We start from the raw sequence: 16718 nt of genomic DNA on the forward strand, positions 1-16718 counted from the left end.
AGAGGACGGATGAACAAATGGCTAAGGTCTGGCTGGACGTCGGCAACTGGATGGATGAAGCGGCTCGCCGGCCTGGTGCTACGGAAGAGCAATGTTTTCGTGCCGCGCTGGCTTGCGACCCCACGGAGCTCCAGTTCTGCAGCTTCGGCACGAGCGGCTTTCAGTATCTTGAGGCCGCGGCCGTTCGGTACGCTTTGGACATCGTGGGCACGCTGCCATCTGCGTCCGCACCTGCGGCAGCGGCGCGGGAGCCTGCCCGCGACTTGGCGGCCCAGGTTCGAGGGCTGATCGGCCAACTTCCAACGCCGATGCAGCCGCCCCTGATGGCGTTTGCGCGGGGCGCCAAACGTCTGCTGACCTCGTCAAGCGCACCGCCAGAGGCCGTGTCACCGCCTGTACCTGCTGTTGCGGCCAATGCATTGGGCCAGCCGCCATTTGGCACGGCCGACGTTTTTCTGTCGTTCTCCGCGGATTGGCGGACCGAAACCTGGCGACTGCTGCGCGACCTGCGTGACGGTATGGGCTTTCGTGTCCTGTTGCCCGGAGGCGGTGTGCCGACGGAAGACCTGGAGCGCCTCGAGGCTTGGGCGCAGGCGCGCGCGACAGAGGGTGATGGGGCGGGCGCGTTGCGCGTCGCGTTCGTGCTGGCAGCACAGGGGCGCACTTCGTTCGAAGACCGGCTGCAAAACCTCTACATGGGCGTGCTGCGCGAAGGCGACGTGTGCATCGACATTGGGGCCCATACGGGCCGCCATGCATTGCCTATGAGCTGTGCGGTGGGCTTGGGCCGTGTAGCCGCGTTCGAGCCCAACCCGGCCATCGCGGAACGGCTGCGTGCGCGGATGAAAATCCTAGCGACCCCGAACGTGACGGTGCACGAGGTTGCTCTGTCCGACGAGGCGGGTCGGGCCGAGTTTGTCATCGCGCTCGAACGGCCGGAGGAATCCGGCTTGAAGGAGCGTGTGTACAACGGGCCCACACGCCTGGAGAAGGTGCAGGTCCAGCTAGAGAAACTGGACAGCATGGCGCTGGGCGACCCGCGCTTCATCAAATTGGACACGGAAGGCGCGGAATACAAGGTGCTGCTTGGCGCGCGAGAAACGATCGCGCGCGCGCGTCCCGTCGTGGCGTTCGAGTTTGGCCTGCAAAGCTACGGAGCTTACGGCGTCGATCCGAACGATGTGTTCACGTACTTCGAGTCGTTGGGCTACGAGATTTTCAGCATTCACGGCGATCGCTTGGCGCAGCAGGAGTTCGTGGAAGCCTCGCAGGTGCAGAGCTATTGGGACTACGTTGCGTGCAGGCGGGAAGAGTCGGGCTCGGTGCAAGCGATTCTTCGGGCGTTTGGGCACTGAGCAAGACACAAAGGCCGGGTGATCGGTCCGCGGCCGGCGCCGCAAACAGAATCGGCCAGCTACCCGTACGCCAGATTCCTCTACGAGTCGATCGTGGACTTCATCTTGGGCAGGAGCGTGTTCTACGTGAATGCCGGCGTCCTGCTGCTCTTCAAGCTCCTGACGATGTACCTCTGCTGGTTCGGCGCGATGCCTGTTGCCCCGATCGACCTGATTCACATCTACTGCATTCACTCGAGGCGCAGATGAGTCAAAAACCGGGCTGCGCGTCGGCAAGACAGTGCCACGGCACTCGCCGAATTCGCTCCGGCGTGCACTCTTGACCTGCCCCCTGCCGGCGTACCAACTGAATTGAGGAAGTCCTGGGGCTGCAAGGTTAATCGATCTGCGTGGTGGTTGAAGTGGATCGAGTTGGCGGGATGCGTCCGATGCTGCCAAGCCGCCGCCAGCTGCAGCCGCCGAGTCGAAGCCCGAGATGTCGCGATCTTCGGCTAGCCCATGCGGCCAGAACAGCGCCTTGTCCCGTCAGCTCATTGCTTGGCGGACGAGCAGCGTGTCAGTGAACTGCTCGAAGGCGACGATCTTTCCGTCTTGCAACTTCCAGACATGGGCGACGCGAGCCTGCATTTCCTTTCCCGTGGCGCGAAAGGTGCCGTGGTAAGTCCCTACCCCGACCACCTGGTCACCACCATCGATGAGGTTCTGCAGTTCGACGTGGTAGCCGATCCAATCCCTGCCCAGGACGGCAAAGACGTTGTCGATGACCTGCTGCGGGCCGACCCACGTGCCGGCGCAGGGGAAGCCCGCCATCTCAGTCCAGCGTACCTGCGGCGATAGATCGACCATCATCGCCTCAATGTTCCCCTGAGCCGATGCCGCGTAATGGGCGCGGACGATCTCGATGTTCGTTGTCATCGCCTCAACCCCACTTCATCTCGCCCTTGGCAACCTTCGACCCGATCTGCAGCGCAACTCCCATGCCGGCGTTGGGATAACGCTTGGTCATGGCCGCGATCAGGGCGGCGCTGTCGGCGGCCTTGGCAAGCTCTTCCTCGAAAGCCACGAGGTAGTCGCGTGTGTAGCGTATTGCTGTTGCGTCGGTCGCAGCTCCGGGCATCATGTGGCCAGGGACCACCACGGCAGGCTTGCGGGCAACCATTGCGTCAAGCGTCTTCACCCAAGCCGCGCGAGCCTCTGCACCCTGCGTGTCGGCGGTCCACACGTGAACGCCTGAGAACAGCAGCACGCCGCCGAAAATGGCGTTGAGCGAAGGCACCCAGATGTAGCGACGGTTGGCCAGCGAACCAGCATCGGCGATCTCGAGTGTCTGGCCTTCCAGCGTGAGCGTCTTGCCGTCGAAGGCTTCGGGCATCACGATGTCAGCCAGGGCCTGCGGACCGTTCTCCTTGAGTTGAGGCCCCCAGGTCGCCAGCTTCTTTTCCACATTTCCCTTGATGGCCGCGATCGTGGCCGACGCAGCGATCACCTTGGCCGCGGGAAACGCTGCCTTGATGGGGGCGAGGCTGAAGTAGTAGTCAGGATCGCTCTGGCTGATGTAGATGGTGGTGAGCTTCTTGCCCGTGGCCTTGATGGCCTCGGCGAGCGCCTTGCCGTCGGGAAGTGTGAAGCCACCATCGATCAGCACGGCTTCGCTCGCGCCGGAGATCAGCACCGGGGCTCGGAAGAATCCGTGCTCGCCGGCGGGGAAATGCTTCCATGTCAGTGGGGTAGTTGCAGCCATAGCGTCTTTCACTCCTAGGATGGCCGTCGCGACAGCCGCGGCGGTTACAGTCTTGATTGCGTCTCTTCGTGTGGTCATGGGGAACGTGCTTTCTAGGTCAAATGAACGAGCGTTGGCGTAACCGACTGTGATCGGGCCGCACTCACGCTGCCTCCAGCTCGCCGATGAGCGCCCGTGGGTTGGAATAGGCGGCGGAGTGGTCCAGTACCCAGCGCTTCGCGCCGGATTCGGCAATCAATGTCGGCACGCCGCCAACACCGAACTCTTGCATCAACGCCTGGGCGCGGCCCATACGGGCTCGAGTGGCGCCCAGCAGATCGGCGTCGGGATGCGCGAGCCTCGCTGCGGCCTCTCCAAGATCGAGTGACTTCAGAAGATCGGCCAACGTCTCCGCCGACGTGACGTCGCGGCCATCCACAAAGCGTGCACGCTGAATGGCCTGGAGGGCTTCCGGTTCTCTGGCGGGATCGGTCAACGCCACGGCAGTCAGCGCCAAAGTGGCGGGGCCGCTGTCGAAGCGCTGCTGCCGGTTGCCTAGAACGCGATTGCGATACTGCTCGGAGAAGTGTTGCCCCGTCAGGCGTTCGATGCGCTGGTCGTTGGACCAGGCATAGCCTGCGAAGGCATCGTCCATAGGCCTCGCGGCGCCGCCCGAAAACATTCCGGTCGGCAGCATGTCGACTTTGACGCCGGGCGCCTCCAGCAACCCGGAGACAATCGGCGCCGCCCCGTAGCACCAGCCACACAGCGGATCGAACAGGTAGTGCAAGGTCGTGTTCATAGGATTCCTTCTTTGATGCGACCGATGGTAGGCGCCCACGATTGACTCGTAAACACATACATGCTAGACATAACGTATGTTAAAAACACACAATCAAGTCAAGAACGGCCTGGGAGGTCTGTCAAACCTCAAGCGTCTGACCTATTTCGTGGCCGTGGTGGAAACCGGTTCCTTCACGGCGGCAGCGGAGCGCCTGGGAATTACAAAAGCTGTGGTCAGCCAACAAGTGGCACGGCTTGAAAGCGAGTTTCGCACCTCGCTCCTGGTTCGCACCACGCGGAAGGTCCAACCGACTGAATCCGGGCAAGCCTTCTACCTGCGCTGCGCAATGATCCTGCGCGAGGCCGAAGAGGCCTTTGACGAGCTGGCCGAGGGATCGACCGAGCCGTCCGGCACGCTGCGGCTGACGGCGCCCTTCGACTACGGCGTCGGCGTGGTTGTACCGGTTATCGCTGCATTCATGCAGCGTTATCCCGCGTGCAAGGTCGACGCCATCCTGAGCGACCAAACGCTGAACATCATGACCGGCAACTTTGAATTGGCGATCCGGGTTGGCTGGCTGCCTGAAACCGGGCTACAGGCGCGCAAGATCGGTACCTTCAGGCAAGTGCTCGTCGCCGCGCCGGGGATGGCCGCGAAGGTGGCCCAGATCACCCAGCCGGATGACATTGCCCATCTGCCGTTCGTCGCCAACACAGCCCTGCGTGATCCGTTGCGGTGGGACTTCTCTCTCAACACGGCCGAACGCCAGGTAGTGAACGTGCACGCCTCGATTTTTCTCGACGCCACGCTCGCAGTACGCCAAGCCGTGTTCCACGGCGCCGGCCTCTCCGTGCTGCCTGACTATGCGGTTGCGGCTGACATCGCCGCAGGACGCCTCATCGAAGTCCTGCCTCAATGGCGCTTGTCAACCGGCGGCATTCACGCGGTTTTCCCGGCAGCGCGCTTCCGTCCAATGAAAGTCCGGGCCTTCGTCGACCTGTTGGCAGAACAGGAGTTGCTGCGGCAGTCGTTCCAGCATGGGCAAACCTTATAGATTGCCGCCTTCAGCAGATGGCCACGTGCTTCTGCAGGAACGCAAGCTGCGCCTGCACGTTCGTTTCGAGGTAGTTGCCATAGTACGGCTGGAAATGATCGGATGCGTGCAGCGTGAACTCGGCGTTCTGCATGCGGCTCGCCGCCTTCCGCGCGACAGCTGCCGAGACGATGGTGTCGTTCGAGCCGGCGATCACAAGCGTCGGCACGCGCACATTGCGAGCACCTGAGATCGGGCTGTAGTACGGCATCTTCAGCAGCACGCGCGCGAGCACCTTGTTCTCCCACGCCACGTCGGCACTGGCCTTCAGCTTCTCCATGCCGTCCCATGCTTCGACGCCAGTCAGCGCGGCCAACTCGCCGGGCCGGCCGACGACCGGCAGGTAGTGCGGTTTGCCGAACAGGCTACCGACCACGTCGCGCAGGCCCGCGAAGGTCAGCCGCAGTAAGACCAACGGGCTGAGCGCGGTGATCGCGGCCAGACCGCTCATGTGAGGATGGCCGGCGATGACCGCGGCCACGCGGTGCCCGCGCGCCGCCATGCAGGTCACATGCCCGCCGGAAAGCGACGTGCCCCACAGCACCATGCGCTGGCCGTCGACGCGCTCCAACGTCTTGACGTGCCGGATGGCGGCGTCCCAGTCCTTCAGGTGCCGTCCAGGGTCCACCCAGTGGCGCGGCTGGCCCTCGCTGTCGCCGAAGTTGCGGTAGTCGAATAGGTACACGGCGTAGCCGGCCTCGACGAAGCGTGTGGCGTGCGGAAGCAACATCGCGCGGACGCCGGCAAAGCCGTGCGCCATCACGATGACGGGAGGGCACTCACCCTGGCTGGGCATCAGCAGGGTCCCTGCGCAGCGCAGGCCCTGGCTGACAAACGAAGATTCGATGGAGTTCATGGGAGCTCGCTTCAAGCGCTTGCAGGGAATGGCGCGCCGCGCAACGATCCGACGCCGAACTCGAGCGCCGAATCCTCCACTGGATCCTTGAGCAGCATCACGCGGTCCTTCTCCGGGTTGTGGAGCACACGCCATGGCAGGCCACGACCCTGGCGCGGCAGCGTGGCCTGGCCCCGTCGCGCGTAGCCGGACTGAAGCGAACCCATGACAGTTTCGGCCTGCATCTCACCCGTCGGCGCGCGGGCCGTCACCATATCGACTCCCTTGACGTCCATGTGGTTGAGCAGCCGACAGACGTAACTCGCCGCCATGTCCACCTTGACGGTCCAGGGCGCATTGATGTAGCCGAAGAGCCATGCCATGTTCGGCACATCCTGCAGCAGCACGCTCTTGTAGGTCATCAACTCGCTCACGACGCGCGCCTGGCCGTCCACGCGCAGCGCCATGCCGCCGAGGGACTGAAGTTGCAAACCGGTCGCGGTCACGATGATGTCGGCCTGCAGCTCCTGCCCGGACTTCAGGCGGATACCGGTCTCGGTGAAGGTCTCAATGTGGTCGGTCACAACGGATGCCGTACCCGCTCTGATCGCCTTGAAAAGGTCGGCATCGGGCACAGCGCACAGGCGCTCGTCCCAAGGCTTGTACCGAGGCGAGAAGTGGGACATATCGAAGTCTTTGCCCACGTGCTTCCTCACGCCGGCCAGCAACACCGACCTCACCCGATCAGGCCAGCGCTTCGATAGCTTGTAGATCAGTCGCTGCAGCAACAGGTTGCGCCGACGTGCCATGTTGAAGACCCAGCGATCCGGAAGAAAGCGCTGCAGCACCGCGGAAATCTTGTCAAAGGCCGGCACGGAGAACACGTAGCTGGGCGAGCGTTGCAGCATCGTGATATGCGCAGTCTCCCGGGCCATGGTCGGCACGAGCGTGACGGCGGTCGCGCCACTTCCTATCACGATGACCTTCTTGCCCCTATAGTCCAGTCCTTCGGGCCACTTCTGGGGATGAATGCATGGTCCCTTGAATCGCTCGATTCCGGGGAAACTCGGCAGGTAGCCCTCGTCGTGGTCGTAGTAGCCGGTGCAGTTGACGAAGAAGTTGCAGGTGAACGTGCACGCCTCGCCGCTCTCTTCGTCGACCGCGCTGATCGTCCAGCGCTTGTCTTCGCTCGACCAGGACGCCTGAGTCGTCTTGATGCCGAAGCGAATTTTCTTGTCGACCCCGTATTCGCGGGCGGTGTCGGCGACGTAGCGACGGATGGACGGCCCGTCCGCGAGGACCTTGAGTTCGTGCCAAGGCCTAAATTTGTAGCCGAAGGTGAACATGTCCGAGTCCGAGCGGATGCCCGGGTAGCGGAACAAGTCCCAGGTGCCTCCTATTGCCTTGCGCCGTTCCAGAACGCCCACGCGCTTGTTGGGGCATTCCATCTGCAGATGACAGGCCATGCTGATGCCGGACAGGCCGGCACCGATGATCAGGACGTCGTAGGTTGTCTCCATAAACAAGGGCCTTCTTGGTTTGCGTGTATTGCTTGAAGTGTTGCCTGTTTCGTCCTGGGCGACTTGACATTGCGAGACTCATGCTTGACATTGCGAGACATGACATCGACGGTGCGAGCGAGCGGATTGAGGGGCTACTCAGCACTCATGCGAGGCTTGGGTGCAGCCCCTGCTTCCTTGCTGCGGCGCTACCGGATTTCATCGGGTTCACTGACCGACGAGGACGCCCTGATATCGCTGCGTTCATGCGTCCATCTTCTCGAGGCCAGCGCCGTCCGGACGGGCTGCGCGGACTTCGGCCTGCGACTGGCACAAACCCAGGATATCGGCGTGCTCGGAGCGCTTGGTATCGTGCTACAGAACGCGCCCACGGTTCGAAAGGCCTGCGAGTACGCGGCTCGCCACTTGTTCGTGCACAGCCCGGACATCGTGATGGACATTCATGATGACAGCTCGCTAGTCAAGGGAGCGGTGGAACTGAGTCTGGAGATCCGGCTTCCCCGGCTGCCGACGCAGCGACAGACCATCGACCTTTGTCTCGGTGACATGCACCAAAACGTCCGACTGCTGGCGGGCGCGCACTACCAGTTGCGTGCAGTCGCGTTGCCGCACACTCCCATTGCACCAATCTCTGTCTACGAGCGATTCTTCGGTGCGCCCGTCTACACAGAACAGCCGCGAGCCGCGCTGCACGTCAGCCGTGAAACCCTTAGCGCCGACCTGCACGGGGCGAACCAAGATTTGCGAAGGATCACGGAAGACTATCTCGCCAGGCACTTTCGAATCCCTGGCGAAAGTGTGGCGGCTCGAGTTCGCCTGGCGTTGCGTCGTACCCTCGGCACACCGCAAGGCAACAAGACCGATGTTGCCGCCCTGCTTGCAATGCATCCCCGCACCCTCCAGCGCCACCTTTCAGTCGAAGGCACCACGTTCGATTCCATTCGCGAAGAAGTCCGCAAGGAAGCTGCCCTGCGCTATTTGCGGGAGACGAAGGTTCCGATAAGCCAACTTGCGGACCTCCTTGGCTTCTCCGAACAATCGGCGATGTCTCGATCTTGTCGGCGCTGGTTCGGCGTTCCACCATCGGCACTGCGCGCCGGGGACCGCATCGAAGAATTGCTGTCATGAAATGCCGATGACAGCAAGCCGATATCTTGCCAGGCGCACGTTGGCGACAACCTTCTCAAGACCTCGCACCCTCGCGGATCTCCGTCATCAGATCCCGACGCAGAATGACCGACGCGCACAGCGTGGCCCCCACGAGCGCTCCGATGACACCATCCGTGGCCACGTCCTGCCCGGTCAGAAAGAGACCGCGGATCGTCGTGGCCGGGCGCAGCCAGTCCTGCTCGAACCGCTGCGGCGACGACTCGACGCCCATGAACCCGCCCCGCTCCCGCTTGGCAAAGGTCTCGTAGCTCAGCGGCGTCGAAACCTCGACGTGATCGATGTACTGCTCTGCCGCGGGCACATGCCGGAACAGCTCGGACAGCAGGCGCTGCCGGATCTGGTCCTTGCGCGCCAGGTAGTCGTCGCCGCGCTTCATCCACGGCGTGCCGGCCCAGCGTGCGAAGTGCCGGTAGTCGGTGTAGGCATACATCTCCACCGTGGCGCGGCCGGGAAAGTCGCGCTCCCACAGCGGGTCCTTGGTCGACGGAAAGGTGATGAAGTGCCAAGGGAACGGTGCGTCGAAATCTTGCCGGTGCGCCGCGAGATTGGCTTCGAAATCCGAGCCTGGGTGTGACCAGATGTTGGCCGGCGTGAACCCAAGCGCGCCGTGGTCGGCCCTGAAGCCGATGTTGAGGCCGACCACGGCGTAGGTGTCCTTCACGCCCGCCAGCTGCGCCTTGGCGGCTTGCACGCCGGGGCTGTCACCATGCAGCAGGCGCCCGAAGGTGTTCTGCACCCCGGCATTGCTCACCACCCGACGACAGCGCACCACCTCGCCCGAGGCCAGGCGCACGCCCTGGACCACGTCGTCGTCCACCAGCACCTCAGTCACCTCGGCGCTATGCAGCACGCGGCCGCCCGCCGCTTCGATGATGGGCACCATCGCCTGCGCGAAGGCGGGCCCGCCGCCTTCCGGGTAGCTGGCGCCGTGCAGGTAGTGCTTCACAAGCATGCAGTGCATCGCAAACGAGCTCTTGCTCGGCTCCAGGCTGTAGTCGCCCCAGTTGGCGCACAGCACGGCGAGCAGTTCTTCGTTGTCGGTCAGGCTGCGCAAGGCCTCTTTCGTGGTCTGGCGCGCAAAGCGTTTGAAGTCCTGGCCGTGCAGTTGCATCAGCGCTGTGCCCGCCTCAGCCGGGAGCGCCTTGGCGCCGAAGTAGGGAGCCGACGATTTCGCGACGCTGCTGACAAGCGACAGGTAGGTTTGGATGGCCTCGGCCTCGTCAGGGAAGTGGCTCACCAGGAAGTCGGCATAAGCCTGCGGGCCGGCCGGCACGTCGTAGCCACGGCCACCGATCACCATGCGGTTGTAGATGGCGGGCATTGGTGTCCATTGCAAGTGGCCACCCGTGGCCTTGTCGAACAGTTTGCGCCCCACACCCTTGGGGTTGCCGACTTCGCCGATGTAGTGCATGCCCACGGTCCAGCGGTAGCCGTCGCGGCTGTAGGCCTGGGTCATGCCACCGATGACGTTGTTCTGCTCCAGCAGCAGTACCTTCTGCCCGTCTTGGGCGAGGAAGGATGCCAGGGCCAACCCGCCCATGCCCGACCCGATCACCACGGTGTCGAAGTCGCCCCGAATGCCCTCGTGCTTGCGGTAGGGCGTGCCGGTCGTTGGTGTGCTCATGATCGATCTTTCAGTTCTGGGGTTGGTGGTCTGCTGCGGCCAGCGCGCGCAGCGCGACCTTGTCGAGCTTGCCCACGGCGGTCATCGGCAGTTGTTGGAGGATGGTGAGGTGCACCGGTGTGGCCACCGGGTCGCCCAGCCGCTGGCGGCAGCTGGCAAGCAGTTGTGCCGCGTCGCTGGTGGCCCCGGGCTTCAGGCACACGAAGGCGACCGGCACCTCGCCGGCGCGGCTGTCGGGCCGCGCCACCACTGCGGCCAGGGCCACCGCCGGGTCGGCATGCAAGGCCTCTTCGACGCCCTGCGGGTCGATGCTGTGGCCGCTGCGCTTGATCAGGTCCTTGGCGCGGCCCGAGATCCAGAAGTAGCCTTGTGCATCGCAGTGGCCCAGGTCGCCGGTGTTCAGCCAGCCGGGGGCGGCGAATGCGGCGGCGGTCTGGGTCGCATCGGCATAACCGGCAAACACGTTGGGGCCCTGGATCAGCAGGCTGCCGGTGTTGCCAGGCGCACAGTCGGACAGCCACCGGCCATGTTCGTCCAGCCGCGCGACCTTCATGGCCTGGTAGGGCAGGCGCAGCCCGATGGAGCCCACCCGGCGCGGCCCGCGCAGCGGACTGAGCGTCGACAGACAAGTGCCTTCGGTCAGGCCGTAACCTTCGAGGATGACGAGGCCGGTGCGGGCCTGGACATCCTGCGCCACCTGCCGGGCCAGTGGAGCCGAGCCGCTGAAGGCCACGCGCAGGCTGTCCAGCCGGGCGCCCGCGACGTCCACCTGCAGCAGGCCCGCATACACAGTCGGCACCGCGCTGAAGCAGGTGGCGCCGAAACGCTCGACGATGCGCCAGAAGCCCTGCATCACTCCGGCGTGCCTAAAGCCCTGCGGCCCCAGCAGCACCAGGTGCCCGCCCTGACTGAGTGGGCCCATGCTGAGCGGGATCACGGCATGCACGTGGAACAGCGGCAGGCCGATCAGCACCACGTCGTGCGGGCCGAAATCGACCAGTTCACCCATGCACCAGGCCAGGTAGACCTGATTGCGCTGGGTATGGGTGGCGAGCTTGGGCGCACCGGTGGTGCCGCCGGTGTGAAAACGGGCCGTGGGCGCCTGCGGGTCCTGCGTGGATACGAAGTCGAGCCGGCCGCCGCGCTGGGCGGCGCAGGCCAGATCGAAGTCGTGCACGTCCACATCCGCAGGCATGCCGGGCCCGCCACCACCCACGGCCAGCACATGGCGCACGGCAGGGACCTGCGCGACCGCGGCGCAGGCACGCTGCCACAGTGCCGGGTTGCGCGCGGGACCTTCTGTGACGAGCACGGCGCAATGGCCCGCGACCAGAATGCCCGCCATTGCCGCGGCGCCCAGAGTGGGACTGATCGGGCAGGCCACCGCCGCGGCCTGGCTGCCGAACAGCGCGAAGTAGGTCTGCGGCAGGTTGGGCAGCAGCACGGCCACGCCGTCCTCGCGTTCGACGCCGTGCGCATGCAGCCAGTTGGCGAACTGGCGGCACTGCACGAGCAGTTGGGCATGGGTCCAGGTGTCGGCAGGCTCGGCAGGATCGCCATTCGGCAGGAAGCTGAGGGCGGGGCGATCCGCATGACGCTCGCCGGCAGACTCGAGCATGGTCCAAACGCCACTTTGCGGCAGCCTGTGCTCCAGGGGTGCCGCGCGTTCGAAGGCTTCGACGTCGGCCAGCGTGGCCAAGCCGTGCGGCTGCACAGTGGCAGACGAGCTCATTGCGGCTCCAGCTTCACGGCCTGCGCGATCCGCCGGTAACGGGCGGTCTGGTCGGCGAGGTAGCTGTCGGCCTCGGCCAGGCCGAGCCGGGCACCGACGTTGGCCCCCGTGGCTTCCACCTGGCGCCGGTAGTCAGGGTCCTGCAAGGCGTCGTTCACGGCGGTGTTCAGCCGCTGCGCGGCATCGGCAGGCACCGCGCGCGGCACGAACAGGCCGGCCCAGATCTCGTAGACGAAGTCCTGCGTGACTAGCGCCTCGTTCATCGTCGGCACCTCGGGCATTCGCGCCAGGCGCTGGCCGTCGGTGACGGCAAAGGCGCGCAGCTTGCCATGCTGGATCAGGTCGCCCAGGTTGCCCGCCGCGGGCAGGAAGGCCAGGTCGATCTGGCCACCCATCAGGTCTTGCAGGAGCGGCGCAACGCCCTTGTAGGGCACGTGCGTCATGCGGATCTTCTGTCGTGCGGACAGGTCCTCGGCTAGCAGATGGTAGAGCGATCCCGCGCCCAGACTTCCGTAGCTCAGCTCCCGCGCGCCGGGCCTCTGCGCGCCACTAAGCAACTCTTGCACGCTGCGTGCCGAAAGCTGCATGTTGCCCACGAGCACCAGCGGTGCGCGCGTGGCCAGCCCCACCAGCCGTAGCTGTTCGGGTCGGTGCTTGACCGCCGTCAGCGCCAGTGGCGTGAGGATCACATCGCTGGGCGTCCCCATCAGGAACTGGTGCCCGTCGGCGGGGGCCCCGAGCACCTTCTGGATGCCTAGCGCGCCGCCGGCGCCGCCGACGTTGTCCACCACGATGACCTGGCCCAGCGACTTGCGCAGGCCGGGTTCCAGCCAGCGTGCTGTTGCGTCGGCCGGGCCGCCGGCCGGGTAGGGAACGACCAGAGTCAGGGTCTTGCCCGGGAAGCCTTGCGCCTGTGCGGTGCAGGCGCAAGCGAGCGCTGCGAGTACGAGCGCTCGCCGAACGAAAGAGAAGTCAATCATTGTTGTCTCCGATGGAAATGAGCCAGTCGTGTGATCGCGTGCCGGTTGGACGCGGCCCGGCGTGCGGGTTCAGCGGCCGGCGCTGCCGGGTTCCAGAACGCCGCGGATGCCCACCGAGCGCCCCAGCGGATCGAACAGCACTCCCGGATTCATCACGCCGCGCGGGTCGAGCGCGGCCTTCGCGCCGGCAAAGGCCTGGCGCATCAACGGCGGCACCTCCATCTCATAGGCATTGCGGTGGTCACGGCCCACGGCGTGGTGATGGGTGCTGGTGCCGCCGTGGCCCACCACGGCTTCGTTGCACGCCAGCTTGATGTCGCGCCAGCGCGCGAGGGCGCTGGCGATGTCGCCGCTGCTGCTGCCGCATGCCATGAAGGTGAAGTAGGGCGCCGGACCGTCCGGATAGACATGCGTGAAGCGGCACGACAGCGTGCTGGCGTGGCCGGTGATGCGCTCGATGGCGGACTCGACGTCGCGCCGCACGCCGTCGTAGAAGGACTCGAACCGGTCCCAGGTGATGGCGCTCTCGAAGGTGTCGAAGATAGCCCCCCGGCGCGTGGTCTCGTCGCGCCAGTAGGGCATGCGGATGAAGGCGTTGCGCCAGTCGCCGGCGGCGCCGCTGCGGTGGGCCGCGGGCTGCTCACCCACGGGACGCATCGACTCGGCCACGGCTTGCCGATCCCACCGGCCGCCATGGTCGGCCACCAGTTCCAGTGCGCGAGCGATCCAGGCTTGCAGCGGATGGTCGGCCGACTCGAACCCCAGCACCAGCGTCGGACTGCGGCGGTCGCCGACCCCGGCGAACGCCACCTCCCGCGCGTCGAGCAGGCGGCAGTTGCTGGGCTGCAATCCCGATTGCGAGAGCGCGCGCACGCAGGCGGCGGCCGTGAGCACGTCGTCGAACGCCACCGACGCAGAGGCGCGGAACGTGGGCCGGCTCTGCAGCCGCATCCAGGCCTGGGTGATGACGCCCATCGTGCCTTCGGAGCCGATGATCAGCCGGTCCGGCGCAGGCCCGGCGCCAGACCCCGGCAGGCGCCGCGTCTCCACGACGCCCGCCGGGGTCACCATGCGCGTGCTCTCGACGAAGTCGTCGATGTGGGTGTACTGCGTGGCGTAGTGGCCGCCGGCGCGGGTGGCGATCCAGCCGCCCAGCGTGCTGAACTCGAAGCTCTGCGGAAAGTGCCGGAGCGTCAGGCCGTGCGGTCGCAGCTTCGTTTCGAGGTCAGGCCCGAGCACGCCCGCCTGGATCAGCGCGGCCCGGCTCGTGGTGTCGACCTCCAGCACCTGGTTGAAATGCTCGAGGTCGAGCGACAAGGTGGCGGCGTACCCGTCGCCGACTGCCGCCTCCACGCCGCCCACCACGCTGGTGCCGCCGCCAAAAGGAACCACGGCCACGTTGCTGCGGCTGGCCCAATCGAGCACGTCGGTGATGTCGGCCTCGGTGCGCGGAAACGCGACCCAGTCGGGCGCGTGGGGCACATGGCGCATCCACATGCGGGCGACGTCGGCGAAGCCCTTGCCATAGCAGTGCGTGATGCGGTCGTAGGCGGTGGAGGACACCAGCGCCGACAGCGACTCGGGCAGCTTGCCCCGCGACGGGGTCAGCACATAGTCGGCCAGCTGCGGCTCGGGCAACGCGGGGCCTGCCGGCCCCAGCGTTGCGAGCAGCTTGTGCACGCCGCGGAGCTCGTCATCGGTGAGCCCGTCGCGCAGGTAGCCCCAGCCCCAGAAGCGACGGGCGGGTTTGCCGGACAGCGTCGAACCGCTCACGGCGCCATCTCGCTGATGAGGATGGCAGGCGCGATGTCGGTGTAGTTCGCGAGGTCGCCCATGATCTCGCGGCCGTGAGCCGCCATGCCCTTCTGGAAGCCCGTCATGTCCGTGAAGACCAGGTGTGCCGCGGCCACCACCGGAGGCTTGCCACCGGCGCCGTCGGCAAGCGCCTTGTCCATCTCGACGCGCTGCAGGCCGTGCTCGGCCAATCGGTCCATCAGCAGCTTGCGGTGCTGCGTCTGGTAGTAGGTGTGATCGAAGCGTTTGCCTTCAGCGTTCGGGTAGCTCACGGTGATGCGGATCAAGATGCGTCTCCTTCGGGTTTGCGATGCGCCGGCTCGGTCGCCGGGTTGTCGATGGGGGCTTCTGGTTTTCGCGGATTGTGGAAGCGCACCCCGTGGTTGACCATGCGCGCATGTGCCAAGAACTTGATCCGACGCGCCAGGTAGGGAATGACGGAGGATGACCACGCCGAAGACGGTCATCGCCACCTGGCTGTTGGGAGTTGCCGCGCAGTTCGAGCGTTTGGGTATCGACCTCGCCGAACTGGGGACTGGCATGCCCGCCGGTGTTGCGCTTGCGGCGCCGACACGGCAACTGCAGCTGGTCCAGGTCCGGCGCCTGTGGCAGCGCGCCGCTGTCCTGAGCGCGGACCCGCTATTGGGGCTGCGTGTGGGCGCAGGCCTTCCATTGCAGGCCATGAACGTGCTGACCCTGGTCGTGATGCACAGCGCCAGCCTGCGCGATGCACTGAGCTATTGCATCCGTTACCAGCAACTGATCAGCAACTCCGGCCGCTTCCGGCTGAGCGCGGTGCCGGGAGGGGTCCGCATGGCCTATCGCATCACGCCTTGCCCAGTCCCCATGCATCCGGCGCAGGTCGATTCACTGTTCGCGGGCTTCCTGACCATGCTGTACCGTTGCGTGCCCAACAACCAAAGACCGTCTCTCGTCGCGTTGCCAGGAACTGACCCGGCCCAGTCAGCTGCCTATGAGCAATGGCTGGAGTGCCCCGTTATGCTGGAAGCGCCGCAGATCTTCATGGAGTTCGACGCCGCGGCGCTGGATGCACCCTGGCCCGCCGCCGACCCGAGCCTGTTGCGCCTGCTGCTGGGCCGAGCCGACGCGCAGCGCCAGGCGCAGGGTCGATCGGATGCACTGGTCGACCAGGTCCGCGCGGCAGTTGCGGCAGAGGGCTATGCGCAGGCCCGATGCGAGAGCGTGGCGCGCTCGCTGGATCTCAGCGTGCGCACATTGCAAAGGCGGCTGGAGCAGTGCCACACCAGCTTCCGGCAGGTGGTGGAGGCAGCGCGGATGACCGAGGCCGTGCAATTGCTCGCCGACACCACCGTGCCGCTGTCAGCGCTCGCCGAGCGACTGGGCTACGCCGAGCCAAGTGCTTTCTCGCACGCGGTGCGCGGACACTTTGGCGCGTCGCCGCGTTCGCTGCGTGCGGATATGGCAAAGGCCGCGGTGAGCCTGGGCTGACGCGGTTCAGGCTCCAAGCATCGCGTGATCTCGCCAAGGCACATTTCGGCGCTCCGCGCGCCGGGTGACAAACATCGCTTGCAAGTAGATCGCACGCGATGTATAATTCGATGCATGCAGAAGCTCAGAAAATCCTCAACACCACTGCCGGCTCCGTCACTCGAGCTGGACCAGCAACTGTGCTTCGCCCTGTACTCCACGATGCTGGGCGTGAACAAGGTCTACCGAGCGTTGCTGAAGGATCTGGGCCTGACCTACCCGCAGTATCTGGTGATGCTCGCGCTCTGGCAGCGCGATGACCTGACCGTCTCCGAGATCGGGGAGCGATTGTTCCTGGATTCGCCCACGCTCACCCCACTGCTCAAGCGTTTGGAAGCGGCAGGCTTCGTTGCGCGTAACCGGTCGGGCGTTGATGAGAGGCAGGTCATCGTCTCGCTGACGCTCGACGGCCAGCGCCTGCGCGAGCGCGCCCGGAATATTCCAGCCTGTGTCGCCGCGGCGATGGAGTGCACGCCAGTCGAGATCGACACGCTTCGCTCGCAGCTCACGAACATGAGGTCCAAGCTGTACAAGAACGCCGGCTGAGATTCGACGAGAACGGGCGCGGCATGCGCCCGTCTTTCAGTCTAATACATCGTACA

General features: G+C 65.4%; 16 protein-coding genes. 6 read left to right on the plus strand and 10 right to left on the minus strand.

Annotated elements, in window-relative coordinates:
- Nucleotides 1-17 precede the first annotated feature (17 nt).
- Together EEB15_RS21700 and EEB15_RS33755 are read left to right on the plus strand one after the other, a co-directional pair.
- A complete protein-coding gene (locus tag EEB15_RS21700; RefSeq protein WP_141512029.1) occupies nt 18-1355 on the plus strand; it encodes an FkbM family methyltransferase in 1338 nt (445 codons plus the stop codon).
- A gap of 18 nt (nt 1356-1373) precedes the next feature.
- Nucleotides 1374-1604, plus strand: coding sequence for a hypothetical protein (locus tag EEB15_RS33755; protein ID WP_158290188.1), 231 nt, complete (start codon nt 1374-1376; stop codon nt 1602-1604).
- A gap of 276 nt (nt 1605-1880) precedes the next feature.
- Here EEB15_RS33755 and EEB15_RS21705 read toward each other — a convergent pair whose 3' ends face one another.
- From EEB15_RS21705 to EEB15_RS21715, 3 genes are all read right to left on the minus strand, one after another.
- Entirely contained in the window at nt 1881-2270 is a 390-nt protein-coding gene (locus tag EEB15_RS21705; protein ID WP_141512030.1) for a nuclear transport factor 2 family protein, read from the minus strand.
- A gap of 4 nt (nt 2271-2274) precedes the next feature.
- Entirely contained in the window at nt 2275-3174 is a 900-nt protein-coding gene (locus tag EEB15_RS21710) for an MBL fold metallo-hydrolase (protein WP_141512031.1), read from the minus strand.
- Between the two features lie 64 nt (nt 3175-3238).
- A complete protein-coding gene (locus tag EEB15_RS21715) occupies nt 3239-3877 on the minus strand; it encodes a DsbA family protein (protein ID WP_141512032.1) in 639 nt (212 codons plus the stop codon).
- 76 nt (nt 3878-3953) lie between these two features.
- On the opposite strand from EEB15_RS21715, the gene EEB15_RS21720 reads away from it, so the two are divergent.
- Nucleotides 3954-4913 (plus strand): LysR family transcriptional regulator, encoded by a 960-nt coding sequence (locus tag EEB15_RS21720; protein ID WP_141512033.1) that lies wholly within the window; start codon nt 3954-3956, stop codon nt 4911-4913.
- A 10-nt stretch (nt 4914-4923) separates the two neighbouring features.
- Here the strand turns inward: EEB15_RS21720 and EEB15_RS21725 are convergent, their stop codons facing one another.
- Together EEB15_RS21725 and EEB15_RS21730 are read right to left on the minus strand one after the other, a co-directional pair.
- Nucleotides 4924-5808: an alpha/beta hydrolase gene (locus EEB15_RS21725; protein WP_141512034.1), complete on the minus strand. Its 885-nt coding sequence runs from the start codon at nt 5806-5808 to the stop codon at nt 4924-4926.
- A gap of 11 nt (nt 5809-5819) precedes the next feature.
- The gene (locus EEB15_RS21730; protein WP_141512035.1) at nt 5820-7307 is read right to left on the minus strand and encodes an NAD(P)/FAD-dependent oxidoreductase; all 1488 of its coding nucleotides are present in this window, start codon (nt 7305-7307) and stop codon (nt 5820-5822) included.
- A gap of 147 nt (nt 7308-7454) precedes the next feature.
- Between EEB15_RS21730 and EEB15_RS21735 the strand changes: the two genes are divergently transcribed.
- Nucleotides 7455-8435, plus strand: a complete 981-nt coding sequence (locus EEB15_RS21735) for an AraC family transcriptional regulator (RefSeq protein ID WP_370283802.1) — start codon at nt 7455-7457, stop codon at nt 8433-8435.
- A gap of 55 nt (nt 8436-8490) precedes the next feature.
- Here EEB15_RS21735 and EEB15_RS21740 read toward each other — a convergent pair whose 3' ends face one another.
- The 5 genes from EEB15_RS21740 to EEB15_RS33760 all read right to left on the minus strand — a co-directional run bounded on the left by EEB15_RS21740 (nt 8491) and on the right by EEB15_RS33760 (nt 14894).
- Nucleotides 8491-10101, minus strand: a complete 1611-nt coding sequence (locus EEB15_RS21740; RefSeq protein WP_141512037.1) for an NAD(P)/FAD-dependent oxidoreductase — start codon at nt 10099-10101, stop codon at nt 8491-8493.
- 10 nt (nt 10102-10111) lie between these two features.
- Complete coding sequence (locus EEB15_RS21745; protein ID WP_141512038.1) at nt 10112-11833, minus strand: acyl-CoA synthetase; 1722 nt, start codon at nt 11831-11833, stop codon at nt 10112-10114.
- On the minus strand, nt 11830-12813 hold the full coding sequence (locus EEB15_RS21750; protein WP_141512039.1) for a tripartite tricarboxylate transporter substrate binding protein: 984 nt from the start codon (nt 12811-12813) through the stop codon (nt 11830-11832). Before EEB15_RS21750 ends, EEB15_RS21745 begins: the two co-directional genes overlap by 4 nt.
- Nucleotides 12814-12882: 69 nt before the next feature.
- Nucleotides 12883-14586, minus strand: coding sequence for an FAD-binding oxidoreductase (locus EEB15_RS21755; protein WP_233259570.1), 1704 nt, complete (start codon nt 14584-14586; stop codon nt 12883-12885).
- A complete protein-coding gene (locus tag EEB15_RS33760; RefSeq protein ID WP_158290189.1) occupies nt 14583-14894 on the minus strand; it encodes an EthD family reductase in 312 nt (103 codons plus the stop codon). Before EEB15_RS33760 ends, EEB15_RS21755 begins: the two co-directional genes overlap by 4 nt.
- A gap of 157 nt (nt 14895-15051) precedes the next feature.
- On the opposite strand from EEB15_RS33760, the gene EEB15_RS21765 reads away from it, so the two are divergent.
- Both EEB15_RS21765 and EEB15_RS21770 read left to right on the plus strand, forming a co-directional pair.
- Nucleotides 15052-16077, plus strand: a complete 1026-nt coding sequence (locus EEB15_RS21765) for an AraC family transcriptional regulator (RefSeq protein ID WP_141512041.1) — start codon at nt 15052-15054, stop codon at nt 16075-16077.
- Nucleotides 16078-16191: 114 nt separating this feature from the next.
- On the plus strand, nt 16192-16662 hold the full coding sequence (locus EEB15_RS21770) for a MarR family winged helix-turn-helix transcriptional regulator (RefSeq protein ID WP_141512042.1): 471 nt from the start codon (nt 16192-16194) through the stop codon (nt 16660-16662).
- Nucleotides 16663-16718 lie beyond the last annotated feature (56 nt).

The sequence above is a fragment of the Ramlibacter sp. WS9 genome, from assembly GCF_003797765.1.
Taxonomy (GTDB): Bacteria; Pseudomonadota; Gammaproteobacteria; order Burkholderiales; family Burkholderiaceae_C; genus Ramlibacter.

Bases quoted from the DNA above. Each gene is read 5' to 3' on its own strand.
- EEB15_RS21770 (WP_141512042.1), top strand. From the start codon at position 16,192: ATGCAGAAGCTCAGAAAATCCTCAACACCACTGCCGGCTCCGTCACTC.
- EEB15_RS21725 (WP_141512034.1), bottom strand. From the start codon at position 5,808: ATGAACTCCATCGAATCTTCGTTTGTCAGCCAGGGCCTGCGCTGCGCA.
- EEB15_RS21745 (WP_141512038.1), bottom strand. From the start codon at position 11,833: ATGAGCTCGTCTGCCACTGTGCAGCCGCACGGCTTGGCCACGCTGGCC.
- EEB15_RS21700 (WP_141512029.1), top strand. From the start codon at position 18: ATGGCTAAGGTCTGGCTGGACGTCGGCAACTGGATGGATGAAGCGGCT.
- EEB15_RS21730 (WP_141512035.1), bottom strand. From the start codon at position 7,307: ATGGAGACAACCTACGACGTCCTGATCATCGGTGCCGGCCTGTCCGGC.
- EEB15_RS21710 (WP_141512031.1), bottom strand. From the start codon at position 3,174: ATGACCACACGAAGAGACGCAATCAAGACTGTAACCGCCGCGGCTGTC.
- EEB15_RS21705 (WP_141512030.1), bottom strand. From the start codon at position 2,270: ATGACAACGAACATCGAGATCGTCCGCGCCCATTACGCGGCATCGGCT.
- EEB15_RS21735 (WP_370283802.1), top strand. From the start codon at position 7,455: ATGCGAGGCTTGGGTGCAGCCCCTGCTTCCTTGCTGCGGCGCTACCGG.
- EEB15_RS21750 (WP_141512039.1), bottom strand. From the start codon at position 12,813: ATGATTGACTTCTCTTTCGTTCGGCGAGCGCTCGTACTCGCAGCGCTC.
- EEB15_RS21720 (WP_141512033.1), top strand. From the start codon at position 3,954: ATGTTAAAAACACACAATCAAGTCAAGAACGGCCTGGGAGGTCTGTCA.
- EEB15_RS21715 (WP_141512032.1), bottom strand. From the start codon at position 3,877: ATGAACACGACCTTGCACTACCTGTTCGATCCGCTGTGTGGCTGGTGC.
- EEB15_RS21765 (WP_141512041.1), top strand. From the start codon at position 15,052: ATGACCACGCCGAAGACGGTCATCGCCACCTGGCTGTTGGGAGTTGCC.
- EEB15_RS21740 (WP_141512037.1), bottom strand. From the start codon at position 10,101: ATGAGCACACCAACGACCGGCACGCCCTACCGCAAGCACGAGGGCATT.